Here is a 24,063-nt window from a genome sequence, read left to right as displayed (position 1 = left end):
AATAAGAATGGAACGTCAAGCCTTTGGACGCGGCAGCCCTCCCAAACTGGGAAGCACTTAGGGGAAGGGCTGTATCTTAACTGAGTGCCATTCCCTATTGGATCTTAGCTAGCTGACGATCGCACCCGACACCCCATTCATAGATCCATTTACAGAAGAAGGCTGAACAGAATCGGCTGCTAAAGGATTGGTGACTTTGGAATTGCCTAATACGCTTCGCTTCTTCTTAGTATTACCTCGTCTAGCACCACCCGCCATCTCGTATTCCTGGCTGATTTTACCGTAACGGCTGGCAACTCCTAGTAACATTTTTTCTGACATAGCTATTACAACCTGTTCTGCGTTCTTCACGTCATCAGTGAGTTTGTCAATTGTAGATAACGCAGTGTTGTAAGCAGCAAGCTTAGATCGGAGATCGTTAATTGTCGTATTATAAGCTTCTATAGTCAATCCTTGGCCAAAGTCAAGTTCTACGCTGATAGATTGTAAACTTTCAATCCGGCGATCGGCTCGTTCTAAAACGCTGGAATTTCTTTTGCGACGTGCCATAATGCATCTCTGCTACTAGGGTTATAGTACTGTTTTATACCAAAGTTTTGTTAATTGTCATGGGAAAATATAGCAAATCAGTTGCACTCATGCTTCTAAAGCTTTAGTTAATTTCACTTAGACTATATTTAATTTCAGGTAGTAAATAGATTTATAAGTTCATTACAACAAATGCTGCAATGATTTAAGCATTTCTTATAAATGGAAGAATGTTTGTTGCAAAGCATTAAATGTTTGCTGCAATTGCTTATACATATATAAGAAATGCTTAAGCCTTTCTTATATATGGAAGAACGTTTGTTGCAAAGTATTAAGCATTTGTTGCAACGACTTATACATTTGCAAGAAATACTTAAGTGTTTCTTATACATGAAAGAGCATTTGTTGCAAAGGGTTAAATTTTTATAGTTTGAAGCGTAGATGCGATCGCTGCGGATAAAGCAGAGCCATCAAACCGTTTCAACAAGTTTTTTACCTTTAAACAACTTCGTCAGCGATCGCCTATAAACATAAGGATGTTAGGATATCTTTCACAAGCTGCATCTGACTTATGAAATTAGTTTGCTCCCAAAGCGATCTCAGTACAAATCTCTCACTCGTTAGTCGTGCAGTCCCTTCACGACCAACTCATCCAGTACTTGCTAATGTGCTGTTGCAAGCGGATGCTGAAACTAACCAAGTCAGCTTAACAGCCTTCGATCTCAGCTTGGGAATCCGCACCAGTTTTAACGCAGAGGTATGGCAAAGTGGTGCGATCGCACTTCCTGCTAAGTTACTTGTAGACATCACCTCTCGTCTTCCAGAGGGCGAAATCACTTTAGATGATGAATCAGCCCTTACAGGTGCAGCATCTGGTGGAGAAGGTTTAATTGTTACACTCACACCCAAGAGTGGACATTACCAAGTCCGAGCAATGGGGCCGGAAGAATTTCCCGAACTACCTGTAATTGAAAATACAGAAGTAATCCATCTTACCACCACTGCATTAATTGAGGGATTACGCGGTTCATTGTTTGCAACAAGTAGTGATGAAACCAAGCAAGTACTCACCGGAGTCCATTTAACAGTTAAACAAGATACCCTAGAATTTGCAGCTACCGATGGACATCGCCTTGCAGTAGTAGAAACTAGCAACGAACGTCCTTTAGGCGGAACTAGTCAACTAGAAGTGACAGTACCAGCTAGAGCATTACGCGAACTCCAACGAATGCTAGCTCATAGCGCCTCATCAGATGAACCCGTAGCTTTATATTTCGATCAAGGTCAAGTTGTGTTTGCATGGCAAAATCAACGCTTGACTAGTCGCACATTAGAAGGGCAATATCCTGCATATCGACAATTAATTCCGCGCCAATTTGAGCGACAAGTAACAATTGAACGGCGACAATTTGTCAGCACTTTGGAACGGATTGCTGTGTTAGCCGATCAGAAAAATAATATTGTCAAGCTCAGTATTGATAGCGAAGCTCAAGAAATTACCTTGTCATGTGAAGCTCAAGATGTCGGCAGTGGTAGAGAGTCAATGCCGGCCCAGATTTCTGGGGAAAATATTGAGATTGCCTTTAACATTAAATATTTGATGGAAGGCTTGAAAGAGTTACCATCTTCAGAAATTCAAATGCATTTAAATCAAAGCCTAACTCCAGTGATTTTTACACCATTGAGTGGTTTGAAAATGACTTATTTAGCTATGCCGGTGCAACTTAGAAGTTAAAAAAATTGTAAGGTAGCACATCTTTGCTACCCTACAGCGTATTTTTTTCCACAGCAGATATGCATATATATTAAGTAATCCATATCAGATTAACTTTGTCCCCCTTCATCCCCACACGTACTATAAATTCATGTCCATCATCAGCAAAACTCAGCTTCCACAAATAGGTCTGAGTTTCTCCTTGTTTGAGATGACCGAAGTAAGTAGTTGTATAGCCCTCAGACATACGTGGAATTAGTGGGGAACTAACTTGGTCAAAATTTTCTTTGGTAATATCAGTTCTGTAGTCTGAATCACCTACTGTAAGAAAAAGATCGTAATTTCCCGTAGCCGTGGCATCCAAGATAGTCTGAAAACAACTAATGACGTTTTCAGAGGGATTTATCGAATTCATAATCATGTATCCTCCTAAGCGTTAAACCCTAGTCAAGTATAAATCCGGTCACTAGCTATCTATCACTTGTCAATCAAGCTACTATGCTTTCACCCCAAAACTCAAATTTTTTGCAGAAAATCAAAATTATTACATAACTTTGCATTCTTCATTTCCAAACCAGGAATAATCTGCACTACACAAGTTGATTTTTTGTTTCTATGATTAATTGATTTGTTTAATCGGAATTTCAATCCAAAATTCTGTACCTAATCCCGGTTGAGAATCACATCTCAACACACCACCGTGTTTATCTACGACAATCTGATAACTAATTGACAACCCCAAGCCAGTGCCTTTTCCCACTGGCTTAGTAGTGAAAAATGGATCGCAGATTCTTGCTCTCAGAGCTTCCGGTATTCCTGGGCCATTGTCTCTTATGCGAATTACTACACTCTTGACATTACCTTCAAGCTCTCCAGGAGCAGTACGAATTGTAATTTGACTGGTATGAGGATTTGATTGAGATTCTCTGTAATCTTCTAGAGCATCAATCGCATTGCTTAAAACATTCATAAATACCTGATTTAGTGGCCCGGCATAGCACTCAACTAAGGGAAGATGACTGTATTCTTTAACTAATTTAATCGCCGGACTTTCTGGTTTTGCTTTCAAGCGATGCTGCAAAATTAGCAAGGTGCTATCAATGCCCTCGTGAATATCAACTGGCTTTTTTTCTGCCTGATCGAGGCGAGAGAAATTCCTTAAACCCAAGACAATTTGCCGGATACGATCAATGCCAACTTTCATAGAAGATAGAGTTTTGGGCAAATCTTCCATAAGAAATTCTAAGTCTATCTCAAAGGCGCGATCGCGAATCTCAGGGCTGGGATTAGGGGAGTCTTGCAAATAGAGGTCTAGTATACTGAGTAAATCTTGGGCGTAATCGTTGACATGATTGATGTTGCCATAAATGAAGTTCACGGGGTTATTAATTTCGTGAGCAACACCAGCTACCAATTGACCTAATGAGGACATTTTCTCAGTTTGGATCAGTTGGGTTTGAGTTTGCTGTAAATCATGCAAAGCTTTAGCCAGTTTTTCTGTCTGCTCTTTGGTTTGATTATGTAATTGAGCTTGTTGGAGTGCAACCCCAAGTTGATTAGCAATTTGAGTAATAAACTTAATTTCCGAGGCTTCCCAATGGCGGGGTGCAGAATTCTGGTAAGCTGCTAGCAAGCCCCATAGCTGTTGCCCAATAAATATAGGTGCGATCGCATAGGCTCTTGCTTGAATTTGCTCTAGAACTGCAACATGGCATTGAGAGTGTCCAGCTTCATAGATATCATCAACTGCAAAGGTTTCATTGTGACGATATCGCCCACCTTGGGTTTCCTGCAAATAGCTATCTTGCCAAACTGTCTTGGTATCAGAACTTACTAGCTTTAACCAGCGATCGCCCACAAACTCGGCGATATATTCACCACTCCAATCAGCCTGGAAGCGGTAAACTGCAACTCGATCCGCTTCTAGTGATTTACAGATTTCTTGGGTAGTTGTCTGAAAAATCGCATCTAAGTCCAAAGATTCTCTAACTTTTGCAACAACTTCAAACAATACCCGTTGTTGTTCTGCTGCTTGTTGCAAATCTAACGTCTGTTCTCGTGTCTGAGTGAGTAAATCAGCTTGCTGGAGGGCTACCCCCATTTGAGCCGCAATCTGACTGAGAAAGTTAACTTCAGAGGCTTTCCATTGCCGAGGGCCAGTGTGTTGATAAGTTGCCAGCAAACCCCAAAGTTTTTGCCCAACAAAAATCGGCGCCAGCACAAAAGCGTGAATTTGAAACTGCTCTAAATTGTCGATATGACACCGAGCAAACCCCATTTTGTAGATGTCATCGACTGCAAATGTTTCATTGTGGCGGTAACGTCCTCCCTGTGTGTCTTGTAAGAAAGTGTCATTCCAAATTGTATTAATACCTAGTTCGGACTCATTCGACCAGTATGGACTAGCAGCCTCGAAATCTCCGACAAATTCACCACCCCAATTAGAATCGAAACGATAAACAGAAACACGATCGGCTTTGATTAATTGACAAACTTCTTTAGTTGTGGTTTGAAAAATCGTATTTGTGTCTAGAGATTCCCGAATCTCGGCAATAACTTTAAACACAGCCTGTTCTTGTTCAGATGTCCGTTGCAACTCAACTGTGCGTCTTTTAACTTGTTTTTCTAAATTTTCATTGAAGACTTGTACTTGTTGGTACAATTCATACTGCTGAATTGCTGAAGCAAAGTGTTTACCGAGATTTCTAGCCAGTTCAATCTCTTCAACCGTCCATTTTTGAGCTTGTGCTTTTTTAGATTCGCGCCAAACCTCAAAGGATTGTCGGGGATACAGTTGCCTTTGATCGCTGTCATACTGCCCCGCCCATAGAGTTTCTGTATCTATTTCCTTGCGGAAAATACTTAAGTAGCCCAGCAATTGCTGACGATACTGGAGTGGGATCATCAACACGCCGCGAATTTTAGTTGGTTGAAAAGCAACTTGCAAACTTCGCAAGCCAGGAGTGTTATATATATCTGAAATCGCCCAAACATCATAGTTAGTAAACTTGTAGTGTTCCTGCCAGACACTATACTGCTCTATCAGTGGATATATAGTTTGTTCTGGCATCACAGGTTGCTGTCCACAGATATAAAGCTTGATACAAGTATTTCCTGGTATTAAGCATTCTGTTAAGCTGGTCACGTTGCCATTGTGGAAATCTAAAGCTTCATTTCTAATGCAAAGCCTGCCACCAACACCATTAAAGGCAGCAACAGCCGCTTCTAGGGCTGGTTGTAAGACAATCGTGGGTAGTGAATGTAGTAGGCTAGCAATGCGGTTAACGATCGCTTCCTGTTCGGCTGTTTTGCGGACTTGAGTAAGAAGGGTACTTTGAGCGATCGCTACTGACAGTTGATCGACTACCATCTGTACTGCTTCTAGTTCATATTCTGAAATCAAACGCGCTTCCGAATTATGAGAGGCTAGCAGCCCCCAGAGTTCATCTTGATAGAGAATAGGCGCTACTACAGAGGACTTTACCCCCATTGCCCTCAAATATTCAATATGACAGGAGTCTACAGGGCGGTAACGGATTTCCTCTGATATAGTTTCTCCATTATCCAAGTCACGCAGGTGAATTTGACCAATTTCTTGAATATCAACATTCACAACAGAACGCACCCGTGATTTGATAAATAGTTCACGGGCGGTGGGTGGAATGTCATCAGCAGGAAAATTCAGTCCTAGTAGTGATGGTAAACGGTTTTCGTAAATTGACTCAGCAATCACTTGACCACTACCATCGGGATGAAATTTGTAAATCATCACTCGGTCAGTTTTTAATAGCGATCGCACCTCTGCCGTTGTGACTGTGATAATTTCTTCTAACTCTAAGCTGCGTCGGATTCTGTTTGTAATCCGGCGTAGAAAACTTTCTTCATGGCGAGATAAGGGCAAATCTTGTTCAGGATTAGAGGTCATTGTTTATAGGAAAATAAATTAATAATTTGAAAACTGAAACATAATTAAATCTAAAGACATTTTGAATTTTTTTTCATCAATTTGTCTTCAGTAAAACTACGGTCAAATTACTAGTGAAAATATTTATTTGCCTTTTATCAAAATTCACCAAAAAATCATGAAAACAGACGCGAAAAAAGTTGCGTCTGTACTAGCTACAAGAGAAAGTTCTTGCATTTTAGTTTTAACTTTTTGTTGACAGAGAAACGTTCAACAAAATTAAACTCTTGTATTGTCAGCAAAGCGGATTTTTAGATAGTCATCCTCCATCTTTGCTCCGGCTGGTTGTAGTGCTGCTAAGGCTTGTGGCAAAACTAAGTTACGACGATGGTTGCCAATAGTAATGTTTAATTCGTCTCCGGTTTTACTTAGTTGAACTTGGTCTTTAGGAATACCAGGTAAGTAAAGTTCTAAGCTGTATTGGTTTTCCTCTTGCACTACTCTCAGAGTTGTTTCTTTGTAATAAACCTGAGTTGGATCTTCATCTTTATAAAGGGTTTCTTTCAGGCGTTCTAATGAAGCTAATCCGCACATTTCCTCAGCAAATAGGGGAACCTCTTTCACAGGGAGAGGGTGAAAATCATTATGAATTTCCTGACGATATTGCTCCTGACTTTCCTTCCAACGTTGAAAAAATGGGTCTTGGACAACGCTTGGAATAATCCGATTCGCCACGACTAAATCTGTTGCAACATTATACAAACTCAGATAAGCATGGGCACGAAGAGACTCCTTAATCACCATCTTTTCAGGATTAGTGACCAGACGCACTGAAGTTTGAGTATTATCTGTTAATACTTTTTCCAGAGCTTCAATTTGTTCATAAAACTCATAAGGTGCATCCATTACCTCTTTATCGGGTAGCGAAAAACCAGCAATCGGTCTAAAAAAAGGTTCAACCAGGGGTCGGAGTGCCACCGAGATGTTTTGAAATGGTTTGTAAAAGCGGCGCATATACCAGCCACCGACTTCAGGTAAACTCAGCAAGCGTAGTGCTGTGCCAGTGGGGGCTGAGTCGATAATTAAGACATCAAACTCACCTTCATCGTAATGGCGCTTCATCCTTACCAAGCCAAAAATCTCATCCATGCCTGGTAAAATTGCCAATTCTTCCGCCTGTACGCCGTCTAAACCCCTTGCCTGTAAAACTTGGGTAATATAACGTTTCACAGCCCCCCAGTTTCCCTCCAGTTCTTGCAGCGCATCTAGTTCTGCACCCCACAGATTTGGGCGAATTTTTCGGGGTGTATGTCCCAGTTCCATATCAAAACTGTCTGCTAGGGAGTGGGCGGGATCTGTACTTAAAACCAATGTCTGATAGCCTAGTTCCGCACAACGGAGTCCAGTTGCAGCAGCGACGGAAGTTTTGCCCACGCCGCCTTTACCGGTCATCAAAATTACACGCATAGATGCTTCTATCCTGCCTGAGGATTTTTTACATTTATTTACATTATCGACTGTTTAAGGAAAATAAATGTCGTTTCAACACGTCTAGGCATTATTATGAGTATTTACACTAACTCATCAGTTGAGTTTTGCTGCAATAACTGATCGAGCTTAGTTTCCAGGGCTGAGAGTTTTTTGAGAATTGTGGGACGATCGCCATCAAGAGAAATTAGTAAATTGGTTATTCTCTCTTGGATGTTCGTTAATTGCGCTACTGCATTCTGGATTTGGAGCATTCCTTCTCGGAGTTCTTGGCGTTCCTGACGTGCTTCCGCCATTTCATCTAACATAGCTTGGACTGTTTTAGCGTTACTCTCAATTAGATGTTTGAGTTCTTTATCAGTCATTGCGATCGCAGTTTGGAGTTGAGTTTATTATTCACTCTAAAGTATTGAGGGATTTTGTTTCAATCCCTGGTAAGTAGCATAACTGTGCTAACCTACACTATGGTTTGAATTACCTGAAAATTACTATCAGGGCTGTTGACTGGCTCAACAAGCATCTTAGTCTTGTGCAAGTTCAACAGTTTTTCCTGTTCATATATATCTGGGTAAGTCATTCTCCTACCTTCTGGCGTTAGCCGAATCAGTACTATTTGCTCATCTGTAAGTCAACTCATCTCATCTATCGCTGCGCCAATATACTGAAAAGGGGTAACCCTCAACATTTTGAATCATCTCAACCAAGTAGAGAGTTAACCGATAATCTCAGTTTCCGGGTTACTAAGGATATGAAGCAAGAGGTGAAAACACAAGATGACCCCCATAATTCTGTAGACGTACTATCCAAGAAGCACTAGACAAGAAAAAGGTAAGTAGTCCTGAGTTATTAGACTATTGGTTATAAATAACTTTAAAGTTAGCAAAAACTAGAAAAATTAGGCTAGAAGTACTATTGTTACGTCATTCTCAACACTTGAGCAAAAATATCAACGCATCCAAAAGGAGTTAATGGCTGGGGCGATCGCTCTTGGCGGTGTTTTCTTTATTGGTACTTTGTGGTATTGGCTAGTGGAGGGCTGGTCATGGGAAGATGCAGCTTACATGACAGTCATCACTTTAGCGACTGTGGGATACGGAGAGACGCATCCACTCGGTAGCCGAGGACGGTTGTTTACAATTGCCCTGATTTTGTTGGGTGTAGTCAATATCGGTTACATTGTCAACAGATTTACAGAAGCGATTATTCAAGGTTACTTTCAACAAGGAATTCGGCTACAACAACAGAGGCGGTTAATGGAATCCTTAACAGAACACTACATCATCTGTGGATTTAGTCGGACTGGTCGTCAAATTGCCAAGGAATTTCAGGCAGAAGGTGTACCTTTTGTGGTAATTGATTCGGAGATGGAATCAGTACAAAGGGCCCAGACTGAAGGTTACACAGCATACCAAGGTGACGCTACATTAGATGACACACTCCTGAAAGTTGGTATTGAACGGGCGATTTGTATTGTTGCAGCCCTTCCTTCCGATGCAGAAAATTTATACATTGTCTTGTCAGCTAAAACACTGAATTCAGGAATTCGGGCGATCGCACGGGCAAGTACAGAAGAAGCTTTGCAGAAGTTACAACGCGGTGGCGCAGATGAAGTGATATCCCCCTATATTACTGGTGGGAAGCGGATGGCTGCTGCGGCTCTTAGACCCCAAGTTTTGGACTTTGTAGACGGGATTTTGACAGGTGCAGACCGTCAGTTGTATATGGAAGAATTTTTACTCGACCCGGCTTTCTGTCCCTTTGTAGGTCAAACTTTACAAAAAGCGAGATTGCGATCGCAATCTGGGGCATTAGTCCTGGCAATTCGCCGCCTTGATGGAACTTTAATCGGTGGCCCCACTGGCGATACGGTTTTAATGTCGGGAGATCGGCTAATTGGTATGGGTACAGCAGAACAGTTGCGTGGCCTTAACCAAATTCTCGGCCCGATTAATTCCAAGCAACTGCGGCGACCGAAAAATACCTGATTTTACTTTTACTTAATTACTTTTTTATACTAAGTTTAAATAACTTTTATCCAGTGTAATTGCATAAATTCCAAGGATAATATCATGCAACAAAACTTTCATTAAGCATCGCCACAATTTTTGCACCGAAATTGACTACGATTAACTTTTACTTATTAAAGGAATACGGATGGTAAACTCTGTCCCACATTCTGGGGTAGAATCAACTTCAATAGTTCCTCGATGTTTGTCTACAACAATTTGATAGGCGATCGCCATTCCTAATCCGATTCCTTTGCCCACAGGTTTAGTAGTAAACATGTGGTCAAATACTCGATGCTTGACATCCTCACACATCCCAATACCATTGTCATAAATTTGAACCATCACGTAATCATTTGATTTGTCAATTTGGGTTTGGAGCCGAATTTGACTAGGGTTAGTTTTAAGATCCTCAAAACTTTGTTTTTGGCTGGCTTCTTCTAGTGCATCGATCGCATTCACTAAAACATTCATAAACGCTTGATTGAGTTGCCCTGCGTAGCATTCTACTAGAGGTAAATCACCGTATTTCTTAATGATCTGAATTTCTGATTGATTAGGAGTAGCTGTCAGGCGATGGTTCAGAATCATCAGAGTATTGTCTAATCCTTCATGAATGTCTACAAATTTCATATCTGCTTCATCAAGGCGCGAGAAATTACGCAGCGACAGCACAATTTGACGAATGCGCTTGGTTCCCATTTGCATTGATGTCATTAGTTTGGGTAAATCTTCTGCTAGAAACTCAATATCAAGGTCTTGGGCGCGATCGCTAATTTCGAGTGTAGGATTTGGGTAGGTATGTTGATAAAGCTTGAGCAAATCGAGGATGTCTTGGCTGTAAACGCTTGCATGGTTGAGGTTGGCATGAATAAAATTGGCAGGATTATTGATTTCGTGTGCCACCCCAGCAACCAGTTGTCCTAGGCTAGACATTTTTTCGGTTTGGATGAGTTGAGCTTGAGTATTTTGCAATTCTTTCAAAGTTTTGCTGAGTTCCTGCGCTTGCTGGCTGGAAACAAAGGCGCGATCGCGAATCTGTTCATATAGTTGCACCTGTCGCCATGCACCGATCAACCCAACCACCAGCAATCCTCCCAAAACTGTAGCTAACAGATTCAATGCCTGCAATGGCGATTCAATATTTTCTCGTGGTACAACTAAAGCTACAGACCAATTTGTTTCTCTAAGGGGAGTGTAAGCAACATAGCTCCACTTACCATCCAGTCGAGCCAATTCAATGTTTGTGCGTTTAGTTACCATTTGTTGAGTAATTTCAACTAACCTGGGATTGGTAGAGTTGAGGAAACTCTGAGCGGCTTTTTCAGGTGTACCAATTAGTTCCCTGTTGTGATGGGCGATAGGAACTCCTTGAGAATTCAGCGCAAAGGCATAGCTCCCCTTACCTTGATGTAAATTGCCGATCGCCTCAACTACCCGATTAATCGGAATTCCTCCCATTAAAACACCTGCTGGCTTTGTACCTGTTTCGGCAGGAATCGGCGAACTAATTTGAATCTGTAACTGTTTAGTTGTGCGTCCAATAATTGGATCGGCAGCTACCGTTTCACCCACTATACTCCGCTGAAAAAATTCTCGATCTTTAACATTGAGCCGATCACCATGAGTATTAATTAATGTACCATCCGGTGTGGTCAACCCCATAAGCAAAAACGTTTGCAGCCGCTTCACCTCAGATTGTAAATAAGGTTCCATCACAGACCAATTTAGCGATCGCACCACAACAGAATTTGCCAAAGTCTTAATTTCTGTCTTCCGAATGGCTAACCAGTTATCAATATCATTCTGACCTTGGTGTGTTTCTAACAGTACTTGTTCTTTGAGACTAGCGAGCAACAACCCCTTAACAATCTTGTAACTAGTGATGGCTGTGGCACTAATACTAATGGACAGAATTACCACAATTGCTAACAATAGTAGGTTTCGCGATCGCCATTTAAATGAGTAGTATTTTTTTGGGGTTGAGGCATACCATCGGGGGTTGATTTTCAGCCAAATTTTACGTAATTTAAGCATCATCGTCGCTTGACTCCAAGTTAAAATTTCAAAAGCAAAAATGAAGAGTGCTGAGTAATATCATGTTCGGGTAAAGACTTATCATTTAGACCGCAGGGGTGCAGGGAGCAGGGTGCAGGGTGCAGGGAGAAAGAGGTTTTCCTGATTTTTGCACGGATGCGGTAATCATAAGTAATTAACCGGACTTGATATAATTTCTACTTTACTCAGCAATCCTTATCGTTGTTGAGTAGAGATTTGAATGACAAACTCTGTGCCCTTTCCAAGTTCAGAAGTGCAAGAGAGCGAACCGCCATGTGCTTCGACAACAATTTGACGAGCGATCGCTAATCCTAATCCTGTGCCTTTTCCTACAGGTTTGGTGGTGAATAAATGGTCAAATACTTTTTGTTTCACCTCCGGTGACATTCCCACACCATTGTCGGCAATCTTAATTAAAACGTGCTGACCTGATTCGGCTACACGGGTTTGAATGGTGATGCAATTGGGGTTGGTGAGAATGGCTTCCAGACTATGCTCTGTATTGTATTGTTCAAGTGCATCAATGGCATTTGCTAACAAGTTCATAAACACTTGATTAAGTTGACCAGCAAAGCATTCCACTAGAGGTAATTTGCCATAATTCTTCACCACCTCAATTGCTGGACGGTTTTCATTAGCTTTTAAACGGTGTCTGAGAATTAGAATAGTGCTGTCAATCCCTTCGTGAATATCAAAAGGAACTTTATAATCCTTATCTGCTCTGGAGAAAGTTCGCAAACTGGTACTGATGCTGCGGATACGGCTAACACCCAATTTCATCGAATCCAGCAATTTAGGTAAATCTTCGCGTAAATAATTCAGATCGATGGCATTAATTTCATCTTCAATATCTGAGCCGGGATTGGGAAATTTCTGTTGATAAAGGTTAATTAGTCCAAACAAATCCTTAACATAGTCTTTGGCTGGTTCTAAATTGCCAGCAATGAAGCCAACAGGATTGTTAATTTCATGGGCAACACCTGCTACCAAATTACCAAGGGCAGACATTTTTTCACCTTGCACTAATTGCAATTGCATCGTTTGGAGTTCTTGTAACGCTTCTTCTAATTGTTGCTTTTGCTGTTGTAGCAATTGTTGTGCTTCATGGCGTTCGGTGATATCTTCAGACGTGCCAAGGATGCCAAAAATATTTCCTTCTCTATCTCGTAAGGGAATTTTATTTGTATTCGACCATGTTTGTTTTTCGTCTACTTTATCGATGGTTTCAATAATGTTGAGTTCAGCTTGTCCAAACTCCAGAATGCGGCGATCGCGCTCTACATAATAATCTGATTTTCCCCGAATCCAGGGAAGGTCGTAGTCTGTTTTACCAATAACATTTTCTGGCACTCCTACACCAGAAATTTGAGCAAATTTCTGGTTACATCCTAAATAAACACTATTGCGGTCTTTCCAGAAAACATACTGGGGGATATTGTTGATAATTAACCGCAAGCATTGTTCAGTCTGCCCAAGATTTTCGAGAGTATCTTGTGCTTGCTGATAAAGTCGGGCGTTTTCCAGGGAGATGGCAGCTTGAGTACATAACAGATTGAGAATTTCAACGCGATCGCTCGAAAAAGCTCCAGTGGTAAGATTGTTTTCTAAATATAAAATCCCCAACAGTTTGCCTTGATACAGAATCGGCGTACACAGCAAGCTTTTAGGTTGCTGAAGCATGATGTAGGGATCAGCTATCAGCACCGGATGTACTGTTGCATTAATAATAACGGTAGGTTGCAGGTTGCGTTTGACGGCGTAAATCAGGCTATGGGGAACGTCTGCGCTATCTTCTACAAAAATGGACTGTAGCAGGGTTGATTGCTGCCCAACTTTAGCAGTCGCCTCAATTACCAATCTACCTTCTTTGAGCAGTAGTAATGCACATTTATCTGCTCCAGCATTTTCAATCACCACTTGTAGCAATTTCGTAAGTAATTTATCCAGTTCGATTTCACTGGAGAGAGTCTGAGAGGCTTTGAGAACTGTTGCCAAATCTAGCATTACTGATGTATTGCTGCTAGAAGTTACTAATTTGCTGATACTTGGGTGTAAGGTAGCAATACTATCAATATTTGTGATCGTCTGACTAGGCATGAGTAGCGATACTCTTTCAGAGTCACTTCGTGAACGCGTTTGTTGTAAAATTGGGGCCAGCAATTGTGGATAACGCTGTTCTAAATCATCGACTTTGGCTTTAGCGCCCCAGCGAGTGTAACAATAGTAAGCATTAATCAAATACTCTTGGGCAATGCGTTCTTTGCCCCATTCTAAATAAAACTTGGCTGCAAGTTCGTTGGCGAGAGCTTCTTCATTCAGGTATTCGTTTTCTCTGGCTTTGACAATGGCGCGATCGTAATACTCAATTGCCTCTGCTTTCGTCCCCAAGATTCGACATTTTTCTGCAACAACTAAAGCATAGCGGTGAGCCTGATTACTTGGTGCATGATCCGCCCAGTTCCTGAGTTTTTCTTGATGATCTGTTACCCGCTTTATAATGGCTGTTTGCTCTGTCTCACTAGCAGTTGGGTAAACCGCTAATCGAACTAGTGCATCGTAGAAATAGAAGATTGGAACGTGCATGAGTCCTTTCCCTGCACCTAAATACTGTTCCGTTAGGGTAGCGTTTTCTAATGCCTGTTCATAGCGTTGGAACAGGTAGGAGAGGAGCATTTTATTGGCATAAATCTGAAATAGTGCTGTCACATCATTGGTTTTGAGGTGAAGCTGAATCATTTCATGCTCATTATAGTGTTCGCTATGCAACCGATCGGGTTCAGCCGTAGTCTCCAGCAGATTGAGTACAGCTTGATAGTAGATACTTTGCTTGTGGAGATAAGTATCTTGGCGCAGTTGCTGCATCACCTGGCGATGAGCTTCCATTGTTTGTCTGAGAGAAAATAGTTCCTGACTGCTGAAATAGGCAGTGAAGCTATAACTAAGAAGACTTAGGGCGACATATTGAATATCACCGATTTCTAATCCACTAGAATAGGCTTTTAGATACCCTTCCAAAGTATCTTTCGCAGGTTCTTGCCAATGTCTGAGGAAGTTGTTGAAGGCAAAAATGGTTTTAGCGGTTAACTCAGGGGCATGGATATGTTGCAGCAGGTTCATCCCCAGTTGTCCAAACCGATAGCCCGCGTCAATATCTCCCAACACAACGAGCAATGTCAACCCGTACATCACATAGCCATGAGTCGATTCTGGTGCATTCCCATATTGCACGGATAAATCGATGTGAGCAAGGATGAGCAGAGGTAACAAGTCTGGTGCAGCTTGATAGGCAGCAGAAAGAACGGTGGATAGAATGACCATTGCCGCTTTTTTGTCCGGTGCGGTCATTTGGGGTAATTCCAGGAAAGATTCGATTGACCTATCGTTGAGTAAGATTTGGGTATTCTTAAGTGCTTGTCCGATGTCTGCTGGGGTGGGTTGCTCTGGCAGATGCACTCCCAGATGCTTTAGCACTTCCCGTGCTAGTCGCAAGGCTTCTAGCTGCTGATTTTGGGCAATGCAAGCTTGGATTTTAATGTTGTAGATATTTGCCCGAACTAGCCAGGATTGGGCATGATTCAGCACAACTTCAGTTAACTGTTCCATCTGTTCAAAATTGGTGCAGAGGTAAGCTGATTCTGTTGCTCCTTCATACAAGATGAGGGCGAGATTGTATTGGCTGTGCCAGCAATTACTCGTTAGCATCGCAATAGCTATGTTGAAATAGTCCAAAGCTGCTGCATAAGCTGTTGCACCCTTGGCTTTATGCCCAGCCGCCAAGTTTAACTGCGCGAGTTCCTCTTTCTCCTGCTCATCACTAATCAAAGCGGCCCCTTGATTGAGGTGGTTGACGATCGCAAAAATTTTCTCATCTCGTTCATTTGCAGTCGTCGCTTGTTGCAGCAAACGCCCAATGTGCAGGTGAGTAACTTGCTTTTGATTGTCAGGAATTAGTGAATAGGCAGCTTGCTGAATGCGATCGTGAAGAAATTTGTAGGTGATGGTTATTTGTCCATAGTCATTCTGGCTATTTACCAAAGAATGCTGTTGATAAAACTTGTAAACATCACTGGTAGGAATGATAAATCCTTCTTGGAGTGCTTTCCATAATTCATCTGCCGTTGTTGCCTCAGACTGTTCATAAACGATCGCTAATGTGGCTAAATCAAAAGAGTTTCCTACACAAGCCGCTAATTTCAAAACTTCTTGAGTTTCGGTTGACAACTTTTCAAGCTGAATTGCCATAAACTCTACGACATCATCGGTGCGAGCGCTCGATCGCACCTGAGCAATATCACATTCCCAATAACCACCGTCAAAATTAAATGTAATTAGTCGATCTTGATGTAGGGCTTTGAGAAACTGGGTACTAAAGAAAGGATTTCCTTTGGTTTTGCTCAATACCAACTCTGTTAAAGGTGCGGCTAAAGCTAAAGAGCAACTCAATGTATCTGCAACCAAATGATTAACGGATATTTGATCGAGGGGAGCTAAGGTAATTGTATTGACTGTAGCGCCGAAGTTCTGAATCTCTTCTAAGGTCAGCATCAGTGGATGTACTGGGTTGACTTCGTTATCTCGATAAGCACCAATTAATAGTAGATAGCCGATGTCAGCTTCGCTCATTAATAAGTGCATTAACTTTAAAGAAGCAGAATCTGCCCATTGCAAATCATCAATAAAAATTACCAATGGATGTTTTAGTGCAGTGAAGACTTGAGTGAACTTTAAAAACAGCGAATTGAAGCGATTTTGTGCCGCACTCCCAGAGAGTTCCGGCGCAGGAGGCTGTTTACCAATCATACTTTCCAGTTCTGGAATCACCTCAATCATCACTTGTCCGTTCTCACCCAAAGCAGAGAGAATTTTGCACTTCCACTGCTCAAATTGAGCGTCAGTTTCACTCAGCAGTTGCCGGATTAAGTCGCGAAAAGCTTGCACAAAGGCAGAAAAGGGGATGTTGCGCTGGAACTGGTCAAATTTACCTTTAATGAAATAACCTCGTTGCCGCACAATTGGCTTGTGGACTTCGTTAACCACAGCAGTTTTGCCAATCCCAGAGAACCCTGCTACCAAAATAATTTCAGTGCTTCCTTGACTGACTCTCTCAAAGACATCCAGTAAGCTTTGAACTTCGGCTTGGCGACCGTAAAGTTTTTCTGGGATGATAAAGCGATCGCAAATATCCTTTTGTGCAATTGGGAAATTCTCAATTCTACTCGTGTTCTTCAGTCGCTCTAAACATTTTTCTAAATCATACTTTAGCCCTAATGCACTCTGATAGCGCTCCTCAGCATTTTTCGCCATCAATTTCATCACAATGTCACAAAGAACTTGAGGAATTTCTTCTTCCCTCCTGCCTCTTAATTGTTCTGGTTGCTTGGCAATATGACAGTGAACCAACTCCATCGGATCATTAGACTGGAAGGGTAGCTGGCCGGTAAGCAGTTCAAAGAAGGTAACACCGAGAGAGTAGTAATCACTGCGATAATCAATTCCGCGATTCATCCGCCCAGTTTGTTCCGGGGAAAGGTAGGCCAGAGTCCCTTCTAAAACATTAGGACTGTGAATTTCCCGACTTTCTCTAGGTAAAAGAGAGGCAATGCTAAAGTCAATTAACTTAACTTGCTTGGTTTCTGGGTTAATAAGGATGTTGGCAGGTTTGATATCTTTGTGGATAACCCGATGGCGATAGAGTCCGTCAAGAATATTGCTCAGAGCGATCGCAATGTCCAAAAACTCTGTCAGAGTATATTGGTTGCTCCCCATTTTTTGGTTCATCCAATCTCTGAGGGAAATGCCGCCAAAGTCCTCCATCACCAAAGCATAGCTGTTGCAGTAAGGTTCCAGACTGTAAGGACGAACAATACCAGGTAAGTCAAGATTTTTAGCGATCGTATACTGATTACGGAACAGCAGCAGTTCGTTGAAGGTGGGATACTCCTGCTGAAGCAGTTTGATGACAACCGGAAGTTGATCAACCTCTCGAATTGCACGGTAAACCTTGGTTCTAGAGCCTGCATAAAGTTGCTCGCTAATTCGATAGTTAAAAAGCTTGTCCATTGGCTCAACTCTTGTGAAATCAGCTATTTATTTAAAGTAGTCTGCCCAAAAATCAGCTTTTTCTAACTCAGTTTTCTTTTGGGGGACACCAAACAGCCCGTCGTAGACATCGCAGTTAACCTGTACGATCTGTCTTGAGCTTCTCAAGCAAAACTCTCACTATTTCCGGTAAAATCAAGTTCTGAGGACTGTGGATTTGGGGGAAATTTGGGGTGCCTACACTTGGCGTTAACATTGACCACATCGCCACCATCCGGCAAGCACGGCGGACGGTGGAACCAGACCCTGTGGCAGCGGCGGTGCTGGCAGAATTAGGGGGTGCAGATGGAATTACAGTGCATCTGCGCGAAGATCGGCGGCATATCCAAGATCGGGATGTGCGGATATTGCGGCAAACAGTGCGATCGCATCTTAATTTAGAAATGGCCGCTACAGATGAAATGCTCGCGATCGCTCTTGATATCAAACCAGATTACGTGACTTTAGTCCCCGAAAAGCGCGAAGAAGTCACAACAGAAGGCGGATTAGATATTATCGGGAAAATTGCTAGAATAGGTGAGATAGTCGATAAATTGCAAAGCGCTAACATTCCAGTTAGTTTATTTATCGATGCAGAAACTTCACAAATCGAAGCATCTGTCAAGGTACAGGCGCAGTTTATTGAATTGCACACTGGACAATATGCTGAGGCTAAGGATGAAACAAATCGCCAGCGAGAATTAGCCATATTAGCTAAAGGGTGTGAACAAGCGATTCAAGCTGGATTGCGAGTCAACGCTGGACACGGACTCACCTACTGGAACGTCTATCCTGTGGCTGCGCTTCCAGGCATGGAAGAACTGAATATTGGTCATACTATCATCAGTAGAGCTGCATTGGTAGGTATAGAAAGGGCAGTCCGTGAGATGAAAGAAGCTATTAAGAGGGAATAGGGCATTGGGCATGGGGCATGGGAAGAGGCAGAGGGGCGGGGTGCGGGGTGCAGAGGGGAAAACTCTTTTCCCTTGCTCCCTGCTCCCCTTGCTCCCTCATCTCCCCCAATCCCCATTCCCTTGTCTTAAAAGAGGGGTTGTCACTGCGAAATCTAGAAATTGGCATCAAATCTTCAGCAAAAACTTCTATGAGCGCAACACAATCTAACAAGCTGCCGCTTTGGGTACAGGATCGAGATCAGGTGATAGCAGAAAGCACTGATGTCGAGTGGCGCTATCAGACATCGCCTGATTATTCCCGTTCAAAAGAGAATCTCGCTCAAGAAAGTATCCACAATCATCTTGAAGGTACATTAGAAGCGATCGTGCAAAACTTAGTGCGAACCTTAGAGATGGAGGTATCCTTCAAATCTAACCCACAACAGTGGTTATCTATTGTGAATGACAAGTTTCGCGTCAGTACCAACGGCGGAGTAGAGTACACCGCAGCAGATTTATCAGCCCAAGGTACTTACAATCTATTTATGGCTGATTCAGAGCATTACAAGGCTTCAGAAGAAAGCTTTGAATCATCCGCAAAACTCTTCCACACAACATTTCCCCAAGGATTTCCTTGGGAAGTACTGGAAGTTTACTCAGGGCCACCAAATGTCACATTCAAATGGCGGCATTGGGGACATTTTAACGGAGAATATAAAGGCCATGCACCTACTGGAGAGACAGTAGAAATTATCGGCATGACTATTGCAAAAGTTACCGATGACTTGAAGGTTGTTTCCTTAGAACACTACTTTGACAATAGTCTGTTCTTGGAAAAGCTAACATCTGGTGGCAAACAGACAAATGCTGAAAACCAGAAAAGTGCTTGTCCGTTCAGTTCTTGGTTCAAGAAATCCCACAAAAGTTAGTTTTTAAGGGTACAGAGTCACTGTGCCCTTAATTTATTCACATAGCAACCAAAGGATGAAAATGCAAACATACTATTACGTTTTGGCTAGTCAACGTTTTCTTCTGCAAGAAGAACCGATACACGAAGTTATCAAAGAACGTACCCGTCACTACCACGAACAAGAAAAACAAATAGATTTTTGGTTAGTTGAGCAACCAGCTTTCTTGGAAGCACCGCAGTTTACAGAGTTAAAGGCAAAGTGTCCTCAACCATCTGTGGCAATTATTTCTACAAATCCCCAATTTATTACTTGGTTAAAACTGCGTTTAGAGTACGTTATCACTGGAGAATTCCAGGCTCCTTCTGAGGCAATACCCGATGCATTGGCATCGCTTGCTACTGTTTCCTAATCTGGGTATGGGGCATTGGGCATTGGGCATTGGGCATTGAAAAGAGGCAGAGGGGCGGGGTGCAGGGGGCGGAGGGGAAAACTCTTCTCCCTTGCTCCCTTCTCCCTTGCTTCTTCCCCATTCCCCATTCCCCATTTCGCTTGATTAATGTATTTATTGCTGACAGCATCAGGAGTAATTGCTGCATACTTGTTCGGGGGTTAGGATGCACCAATTCCCTAGCCGCAAAAGTTTCCTCAAAGGGCGATCGCTAATCAATCACTATGTAGACACAAGTGCTATATTATTTTGGGGGAACAAAATATATTTTTATAAAATCTTCTAAGACACCTTAATTTACATAATCTAACTTTTGTGCATAGATTTCAGACTTTACCAAGTGTTTTAGGATTAGCGATATCTACGATGAGCTTCGCTTCCGCAGGGTTAATTGGTGGCATGAGTTCTGCCTTTGCCCAACAAGCCATTCCCCTTTGTCAACCACCTAATGCGGGTGAGTATCTTTTATTAGTAGTCAGTCCCACAGCAAATAATCAAAAGCAGTTACGTAGTGCCTTACCACCCGAACTTAAAACTATCACCTGTAAATATCTCAACGAAACTGTGACGCGAGTCGGGGGCTTTAACAAAATTGACGATGCCAATCGTTGGGCAAGATATGTCAGCAATATTGTTGGTTTGTCTGCCATAATTACCACTCGACCAACAACAACGGCAAATGTGCAGCCACAGCCACAGGCACAGCTACAATCACCTCAACAGACAGTCAGCTATAATCCTCAAGCTTTAGGAGAGGGCTATGCAGTGCTGGTAGATTATTACAACCGTCCAGAACTAGTAAATAGTGTGCAGCAACTAGTGGGAGGTAACGTCGGTTTTGTTTCTTATGGACAACGCCCTTACTTGCTGGCAGTTTATACCACTAACCAAAGTGAAGCGTACAACACATTGCAGAAGCTGAACAATGGTGGTTTTGTTGCCAGCATAGTAGATAGTCGTAAGGTGATTCTTCTGCGCTCAACAGTGCGATTGTAGTCATTAGTCATTAGTCATTAGTCATTGGTTAATAAACTGTAGACTGTAGACTATTGACTAATAAGCAGACCTAGCTAACCAATAGATGGTTATACCCAAAGCCGACCCAGCGATTACTTGAACTGGTGTATGTCCGAGTAATTCCTTCAGGCGATCTTGGCTAAAGTCTGGTTTTTCATGAAATAATTCATCAATCATTTGATTGAGAATACGAGCTTGCTTACCAGCCGCTTGGCGAACTCCGGCTGCATCATACATGACGATGATGGCAAAAACGATCGCAACGGCAAAATCAGGAGATGCCCAACCCAGTGTTTGCCCTACACCAGCGGCTAGAGCCGTAACCAGAGCCGAATGGGCACTGGGCATACCTCCAGTTGTCACCAAAACACGCACATTCAGTTTGCGATGTTTGATGATCTCAATTACGAGCTTTAGTGCTTGAGCAATTAAACAAGCGACCAGAGCAACCAGCAGCACCCGGTTGTCTAAAATGTTGCCTATGTCCTGCATGGTATTTTGGTTAGGTTAGTAAATATTAGCAGCAGTTGTCGGTTGAGGAAACATTTAGATTCAACCCAAAATCCAAAATTAACCTAGTACATCACGGTGGAAACAGACAGACCATTCAAAATAACCTAAAAGCTTACTTGATAAGCTTTTTTAATTTTGAATCAGTGAATTTTGAATTCCGTTGGGCGGTGTAGTAGAGCATAGCGTCAATCAACCACCCATTTCCAATCAATCGCTTGTGGTATAGGAATTACGAATTTCCCAGAGCATTACTAATTATTGCGGCTGGTAATAAAATGAGCGATGGCTTGGAGTGGTTTAGCTCTGTCTCCAAATGGTTCTAATTCTACACAAGCTGCTTTAACTAGCTCTTGGGCAATTGATCGCGATTCCTCAAGTCCCCAAAGGCTGGGATAGGTTACTTTCTGGGCTTTTTGGTCTTTGCCAGCCGTTTTACCTAATTGCTCTTGGGTAGAAGTGATATCCAAAATATCATCGATGATTTGGAATGCTAGCCCAATATTTTGAGCATAACGGGTCAGTCGCTGCACATCTTCAGGTGATGCATTCGTTATCAGCCCGCCACAAACTACGCAAGCTTCCAAAAGGGCGGCTGTTTTGTGTTTATGAATGAAATTTAGCGTTTCTAGGGAAATATCAGATTTACCTTCCGACTCTAAATCGACAACTTGACCGCCAACCAGACCACCTGCTCCCAACGCCCGACCAAGACGGGCAATGACCTGCAAGACTACCTCTCTCTTAACGTTTTGGGGGGTTTGAATGGCAACAAACTCAAAAGCGAGAGCTAACAAGCCATCCCCAGCCAAAATTGCCACATCTTCGCCATAGACTTTATGATTCGTCAGCTTCCCCCGACGGTAATCGTCATTATCCATTGCTGGGAGGTCGTCATGAATCAACGACATTGTGTGGATCATCTCTACAGCACAAGCTGTTGGCATGGCCATCTCGATGGTTCCACCCATCATTTCACAGGTAGCAAGGCAAAGAATGGGACGTACACGCTTACCTCCAGCTAATAACGAGTAGCGCATCGACTCATAAATCTTTTCTGGATAAATGATGGGGATAGCCCGATCCAAAGCATTATCACAAAGCCTTTGTCGCTCTTTTAGATAGGCTGCTAAGTTAAAGGTGGCTTCCTCTGGTGGTGTCTTTTGAACGTTATCAGTTGCTACCATTCTTTAATTCCTGACATTTTGGGATTTTTGTCTGATACATCACAATTTTAAGGTGCTGTGGGACTGAAAAAAATGAAGAGTTAGCAGTTAGGAGTTAAGAGTTAGCAATAATAATTCTTAACTTTTAACTCATCACTCCTCAACCTTTTACCGCCTTGGAATAGCTGATAAATGTATTTTCCAACAATATGGCAACAGTCATAGGGCCAACACCACCAGGAACTGGGGTGATAAATCCTGCTACATCAGCGGTTGATTCAAAATGCACATCGCCAATGAGGCGACTTTTGCCATTAGCATCGGTGACGCGATTCATCCCCACATCTACCACAACAGCGCCCGGTTTCACCATGTCAGCAGAGATTAGTCCAGGACGACCTACTGCTGCAATTAGAATATCAGCATTTTGGGTGATGGTTTTCAGGTTATGCGATCGCGAGTGAGCGATCGTGACTGTGGCATCAGCTTCTAATAGCATCAACGCCATAGGTTTACCCACCAAAATACTGCGTCCCACCACTACTGCCTGTTTTCCCTGCAAAGGAATCTCATATTCTTGTAAAAGCCGCATCACACCAGCCGGCGTGCAGCTACGTAAACCGCTTTCTCCCCGGACTAGTCGCCCCAAGTTAACTGGGTGCAGTCCATCAGCATCTTTATCGGGATCGATTTGATGTAGCAGAGTCACAGCATCCAAGTGGTTAGGTAATGGCAACTGTACAAGAATGCCATCCACCCGTTCATCGTGGTTGAGTGCAGCAATTACCTCTTCTAACTCGCCAAGAGTAGTTTGGGCAGGAAAATGCTTACCAAAAGAAGCGATCCCAACTTTAGCGCAGGCTTTTTCTTTATTGCGTACATAAGCGGCTGACGCTGGGTTATCACCAACCATCAATACTGCTAAACCAGGGGGTCGTCCAATCTGTGGTTGTAATTGCGTAATCGCAACAGAAAGTTCTTGCTGAATTTTTGCTGCTATTGCTTTACCATCAAGGAGTTTGGCAGTTTTTATTTCCATGAAAATTCCCAGCTATGTTCGCTTGTTGTCCAAAGTCCAAAATGAAAATATTGATTCTTGAGTCTTGACTTTCGACTATTATTGTGTTGCTGTTTGATGTCGTAGAGTTTTTCTCACAGTAAATCCATAATGTTTATTTTCTCAGATCAAGGACATCATCTGAAGAATAAAGAATTGGGAAGTGGGGAGATGAGGGAGCAAGGGGAGCAGGGAGCAGGGAGCAAGGGAAAAGAGTTTTCCCCTCTGCACCCCGCACCCCTCCCCTCTGCCTCTTCCCATGCCCTATGCCCAAAATAAATAAAT

Annotated in this window: 16 protein-coding genes; 6 read left to right on the top strand and 10 right to left on the bottom strand. The window is 42.5% G+C overall.

Going from position 1 to position 24,063, the window contains the following annotated elements:
- Positions 1-108: 108 nt before the first annotated feature.
- Positions 109-549, bottom strand: a complete 441-nt coding sequence (locus tag HWQ44_RS03520; RefSeq protein WP_292714867.1) for a hypothetical protein — start codon at positions 547-549, stop codon at positions 109-111.
- A 550-nt stretch (positions 550-1,099) separates the two neighbouring features.
- Between HWQ44_RS03520 and dnaN the strand changes: the two genes are divergently transcribed.
- Positions 1,100-2,263 (top strand): DNA polymerase III subunit beta, encoded by a 1,164-nt coding sequence (gene dnaN / locus HWQ44_RS03515; protein ID WP_292714864.1) that lies wholly within the window; start codon positions 1,100-1,102, stop codon positions 2,261-2,263.
- A gap of 70 nt (positions 2,264-2,333) precedes the next feature.
- Here dnaN and HWQ44_RS03510 read toward each other — a convergent pair whose 3' ends face one another.
- From HWQ44_RS03510 to HWQ44_RS03495, 4 genes are all read right to left on the bottom strand, one after another.
- Positions 2,334-2,657: a hypothetical protein gene (locus tag HWQ44_RS03510; RefSeq protein WP_292714861.1), complete on the bottom strand. Its 324-nt coding sequence runs from the start codon at positions 2,655-2,657 to the stop codon at positions 2,334-2,336.
- Positions 2,658-2,861: 204 nt separating this feature from the next.
- Entirely contained in the window at positions 2,862-6,167 is a 3,306-nt protein-coding gene (locus HWQ44_RS03505) for a GAF domain-containing protein (protein ID WP_292714858.1), read from the bottom strand.
- Positions 6,168-6,425: 258 nt separating this feature from the next.
- Complete coding sequence (locus HWQ44_RS03500; RefSeq protein WP_292714855.1) at positions 6,426-7,613, bottom strand: TRC40/GET3/ArsA family transport-energizing ATPase; 1,188 nt, start codon at positions 7,611-7,613, stop codon at positions 6,426-6,428.
- 104 nt (positions 7,614-7,717) lie between these two features.
- Positions 7,718-7,999 (bottom strand): hypothetical protein, encoded by a 282-nt coding sequence (locus tag HWQ44_RS03495; RefSeq protein WP_292714853.1) that lies wholly within the window; start codon positions 7,997-7,999, stop codon positions 7,718-7,720.
- Between the two features lie 603 nt (positions 8,000-8,602).
- Between HWQ44_RS03495 and HWQ44_RS03490 the strand changes: the two genes are divergently transcribed.
- Positions 8,603-9,619, top strand: a complete 1,017-nt coding sequence (locus tag HWQ44_RS03490) for a TrkA family potassium uptake protein (protein ID WP_292714851.1) — start codon at positions 8,603-8,605, stop codon at positions 9,617-9,619.
- 141 nt (positions 9,620-9,760) lie between these two features.
- On the opposite strand, the gene HWQ44_RS03485 is transcribed toward HWQ44_RS03490, so the two are convergent.
- Positions 9,761-11,680 carry an ATP-binding protein gene (locus HWQ44_RS03485; protein WP_292714849.1) on the bottom strand — a complete coding sequence of 640 codons (1,920 nt, stop codon included), beginning with the start codon at positions 11,678-11,680 and terminating at the stop codon, positions 9,761-9,763.
- Positions 11,681-11,893: 213 nt separating this feature from the next.
- A complete protein-coding gene (locus HWQ44_RS03480; protein WP_292714847.1) occupies positions 11,894-17,758 on the bottom strand; it encodes an AAA family ATPase in 5,865 nt (1,954 codons plus the stop codon).
- A gap of 212 nt (positions 17,759-17,970) precedes the next feature.
- On the opposite strand from HWQ44_RS03480, the gene HWQ44_RS03475 reads away from it, so the two are divergent.
- From HWQ44_RS03475 to HWQ44_RS03460, 4 genes are all read left to right on the top strand, one after another.
- Positions 17,971-18,690, top strand: a complete 720-nt coding sequence (locus tag HWQ44_RS03475; RefSeq protein WP_292714845.1) for a pyridoxine 5'-phosphate synthase — start codon at positions 17,971-17,973, stop codon at positions 18,688-18,690.
- Positions 18,691-18,878: 188 nt separating this feature from the next.
- A complete protein-coding gene (locus HWQ44_RS03470) occupies positions 18,879-19,598 on the top strand; it encodes a SnoaL-like polyketide cyclase (protein WP_292714842.1) in 720 nt (239 codons plus the stop codon).
- A gap of 61 nt (positions 19,599-19,659) precedes the next feature.
- On the top strand, positions 19,660-19,989 hold the full coding sequence (locus tag HWQ44_RS03465) for an MgPME-cyclase complex family protein (RefSeq protein ID WP_292714839.1): 330 nt from the start codon (positions 19,660-19,662) through the stop codon (positions 19,987-19,989).
- A 354-nt stretch (positions 19,990-20,343) separates the two neighbouring features.
- The gene (locus HWQ44_RS03460) at positions 20,344-21,024 is read left to right on the top strand and encodes a hypothetical protein (RefSeq protein WP_292714836.1); all 681 of its coding nucleotides are present in this window, start codon (positions 20,344-20,346) and stop codon (positions 21,022-21,024) included.
- Between the two features lie 57 nt (positions 21,025-21,081).
- On the opposite strand, the gene HWQ44_RS03455 is transcribed toward HWQ44_RS03460, so the two are convergent.
- The 3 genes from HWQ44_RS03455 to folD all read right to left on the bottom strand — a co-directional run bounded on the left by HWQ44_RS03455 (position 21,082) and on the right by folD (position 23,760).
- Complete coding sequence (locus tag HWQ44_RS03455) at positions 21,082-21,537, bottom strand: divergent PAP2 family protein (RefSeq protein WP_292714833.1); 456 nt, start codon at positions 21,535-21,537, stop codon at positions 21,082-21,084.
- A gap of 272 nt (positions 21,538-21,809) precedes the next feature.
- Positions 21,810-22,742, bottom strand: coding sequence for a geranylgeranyl diphosphate synthase CrtE (gene crtE / locus HWQ44_RS03450; protein WP_292714830.1), 933 nt, complete (start codon positions 22,740-22,742; stop codon positions 21,810-21,812).
- 139 nt (positions 22,743-22,881) lie between these two features.
- Positions 22,882-23,760, bottom strand: a complete 879-nt coding sequence (gene folD, locus HWQ44_RS03445) for a bifunctional methylenetetrahydrofolate dehydrogenase/methenyltetrahydrofolate cyclohydrolase FolD (protein WP_292714827.1) — start codon at positions 23,758-23,760, stop codon at positions 22,882-22,884.
- Positions 23,761-24,063: the final 303 nt, after the last annotated feature.

This window comes from Nostoc sp. JL34, assembly GCF_017114945.1.
Lineage (GTDB): Bacteria > Cyanobacteriota > Cyanobacteriia > Cyanobacteriales > Nostocaceae > Nostoc.
The sequence above is the reverse complement of the archived record's forward strand: the minus strand, read 5'-3'. Positions and strand labels throughout refer to the sequence as shown.